This is a genomic window from Paenibacillus wulumuqiensis (genome assembly GCF_000971965.1).
GTDB lineage: Bacteria > Bacillota > Bacilli > Paenibacillales > Paenibacillaceae > Saccharibacillus > Saccharibacillus wulumuqiensis.
Genome location: NZ_LAQP01000031.1, coordinates 1 through 3,569, shown reverse-complemented (window position 1 = coordinate 3,569; position 3,569 = coordinate 1). Strand labels below are relative to the sequence as shown.

The window sequence follows — 3,569 nt, the reverse complement described above, 5'->3', positions numbered from 1 at the left end:
AATAACTATGAATTATTTGGAGATGAAACTATGTTATCTACAAAACAAAAAAAAATATTAGAACAAATAAAGACCTATTTAAATAGTAATATACAGATTATTCATATTATAGGACCTGAAGGCAGAGGGAAGAGCACAATATTGAATGAGTTGATTGATCATACTTCTCAAAATGAAGACTGGCACACCTATTATTTTGAAGGTAGAAATAATTCCATGAGTCCCTTTTCAACAATAAGAAATTCGAAAGAAATTAAAAATAAAGGTGTTAAACTAAATGGGGTTAATATTGGTATTTCAATACCTTTTGCAAATTGGTTTACTAATGGTAACACAATGAGTTTGCAAGAAATTGCATTAACCGAACCTAAGGATAACTTTATAATTAAACAGATTACAAATAAGTCAGCCTCTAATGTTTTAATTATTGCTGATAGTTTTCAATTCTGGGATTCACATTCCAAAGCTTTCTTGTTGGATCTAAAGAATTACATCAGCGAGAAAGTAAATAATAAAATAATATATATTATTTTTGTGGATGAAAGTGAAGAGCCGATTTTTGAAAATGTCATTACTGAAAATGTAATTAGAGTTGAGGACATAGATATTAATGAGCTTCGAGAATTTGTAAATATATTTGATGTAGATAACAAACTAACTCTAAAAACTGATCAATTGGCTATCATTCAATCTTTATCTGGGAATCATTTAGAATTTGTGAAACTAATTCTTGAAGGACATTTTTTAGAACAACCTACTGTATTTTCTACCGAAACAACAATGTTAGATATAGCGAAACTTCTTGAATTACGCATGCGTAAATTTGGAAATAACCAAAAACAAATAGGAGAACTATTACAAATTTCTTCTATTTTTAGTGAAGATTTCAAAACAGAACATTTGCAAAATTTAATAGGTCCTATAGAAATTGAGCCTCTTTTATTAGAATCTTGCAAATACTCAATACTAAAAGAAGGCAACCACTTTAAGTTTTCTAGTCCTTTTGTTCAAAAAATGTTTTATAAACAAATTGAACAAAATAAAGGAATTTATAAAATAAGCAAAAAATATGCTGATTATTTGAAAGAAAAAGAACCTGAAAATTATATAACAAGAGCACATTATTTATCTTTAAGTGACCGATATAAAGAGTATACATCGGACGTATTTGCTTTATTTTGCTTAGCTTATTTTAGGAGTTTAGATATACCATTTGGAAAAGAAAACATAATAGAAATTGAGAAAAGACTGATAACTATCAGTCTGACTTCGGAGTCTCCTGCAATAAAAATCATGAAATTACAATTTGATAAGCTGAAAAACGCTTATACGCTTTACCGCTTTGAACAGTACACAGAGGCTATGGAAAATTTGGAAGATATCATATCAAGTGCTTCCTCTCTTTTAAACGCTGAGATCAAACGCTTAAAGCTCATAATTTTATTAATGGAAACTAAAGATTTATCTAAAATAGAAAATGCTGTTTTGGACCTTGAGAACGAAATAGATCAGCTAATTAAAAATGGAGAAAAAGAACAGTTGATTCAATGTAAAATGACCTTATTCTCTGCATATTCAAATAAATTAGATATTTATTCGAAAAGTAATGAAGTAGGAGTAGATATAGAAAAAATTATAAATGAAAATCGGGATAATATTTTATTTATATACTTTGAAAAAATCCTATTTAGAAAATCGTGTGTTTATAGAGATGCAGAGTCATCAAAAGCTCGTACAGGAGATAGTGCTGCATATTTCGAATCTAATCAAAACTGGCTACAATGTTACTTAGCATTCTGTAATCATTCAGGCAATCAAATTGTTATGGGAGACTATTCAAACGCTTTAAAAAGTATAGATACTTGTTTTAAATTAATAAAAGAGCATACGAATATAAGGTTTCCTTCACAAAATAAAATTCACAATAATTTACTTTTAGCTGATTTCTTAACGAAATTTAGAAGTGGCTCACTAGAACCAACAATTGTTATAAGAGAAAGTCTTGAAAAGTTTCAAGACTTAATGGAAGATTCTGCAATAGAAAGCAATGCTATTAATTTGATAAATACAATTAACTTGCATATTATGGCAAAGGAATTTTTAATAGCTGATAATAAAATTAATGAATTAAAGTCAAATGTTCTTAAAGGTAATGAGCATAGTTTTTATAATTATTATATTACAAACCTTTTATTAGCTTTAAATATAATGAAGCAGAACTGGGAAAAGTCTAAACATTATTCTAATGAACTTGAAAAAAACTTTCCTTATTATCACACTAAAAATAAAAGAATGATTGATGCGAGGAATAGTGCTTTAAAAAAAATGGTTGACGAACGTGTTGTTTTAGATCCACGTGAACTGGATGAATGGGTTTACAAAGAATCGAGTCCGTTAAACAATGCTTTTGGTTTCTATTGCAGATTATTTCTTTTTTCAGATCTTCAGTTCACATCAATTTAATTTTGTATTTAAATAAGCAATTCCTATAATTGTAGAGTAAATATTTTTGTAATTAATATTTAATGATTTAAATGAAAATGCAAAGGAACTATGATTTGTAGTGTAAGGAGACGCCGCTATATCTATCAGATAAGGAATACCTGAATAGTCTATTCTAAAATCAATTCTTCCATAATTAGTAATACCCATAAGTTCTGCGACTTTTTTTGCATTCTCTTGTAAATAAAAACAATTTTCAGCCCCTATTTCTGTATGCAATTCATAAAATTCATAGTCGTCCTTGCATGAATGTTCATATGTCAGTATAGAAGATTTTAAATTTTCACTTTTATTTATTGAAATCCCCACAGGACTCATCGTAAATATTTCCTTATTTTCTGTAACGAATAAAGGTACTTCACATTCATATCCTTCAATAAATTCCTGAATCAAAATATATTTATTGGTATTAAAGTATGAATTTTCAATATGTTTTATATTTTCTTTGTTAATTATCATGATAGAATCCTGGCTAAGGCCTATGCTAGCAGATTCCTGCATCAATTTAATTATAACTTTAGTATTAAAAGTAGGTTTTTCGTTATTTAGCCAGCGTCCTTTCCCAAGATACAAGTAAGATTTTGGGACAAATATTCCATGTGCTTGCAAATATTTAGTGTATGTATATTTTTCTCTGCATAACGAAGTAACTAAAGCATTAGAACCTGTGTAAGGGATATTCATCAAGTCTAAAAATGCAGGAATTAAAGATTTTTTACCAACATGTTTTCCATTTCGTGATAAATTATACACAATTTTGTTGTTTTGATAGATAGATTCTTTTAAGAACTCCTGCATTAGAGTAAGTTCGTTAAAGAAAGAATGTACAAAGAAACCGGCATTTTGAATTCCTTCTTTAATTTCGCAAAACTCTTGATCAGAAAAAAATTCATTAGTGTCAGAAAATTCTAATATTTGTCCATTGATTTTTCTGGTTTTAGATCTTGAATTACACATGATTGCTATTTGATAATCTTCTTTAATTTTTATAGTTTCTTTTTCCATACGTTCAACCAATTTTTTAATATTATCCATTTAGTTTCATCTCCAAATAATTCATAGTTATT

2 protein-coding genes are annotated in these 3,569 nt (G+C 27.9%); one reads left to right on the top strand and one right to left on the bottom strand.

Translation table 11 applies throughout. The features are described 5' to 3' along the window. Positions 1–2,463: ATP-binding protein (locus WH45_RS22535; protein WP_235338461.1), on the top strand; the 2,463-nt coding region annotated here is incomplete at its 5' end. Here the strand turns inward: WH45_RS22535 and WH45_RS23040 are convergent. After that, positions 2,455–3,537: a D-alanine--D-alanine ligase family protein gene (locus tag WH45_RS23040; RefSeq protein ID WP_052723930.1), complete on the bottom strand. Its 1,083-nt coding sequence runs from the start codon at positions 3,535–3,537 to the stop codon at positions 2,455–2,457. The two genes, WH45_RS22535 and WH45_RS23040, sit on opposite strands and share 9 nt — an antisense overlap. Positions 3,538–3,569: the final 32 nt, after the last annotated feature.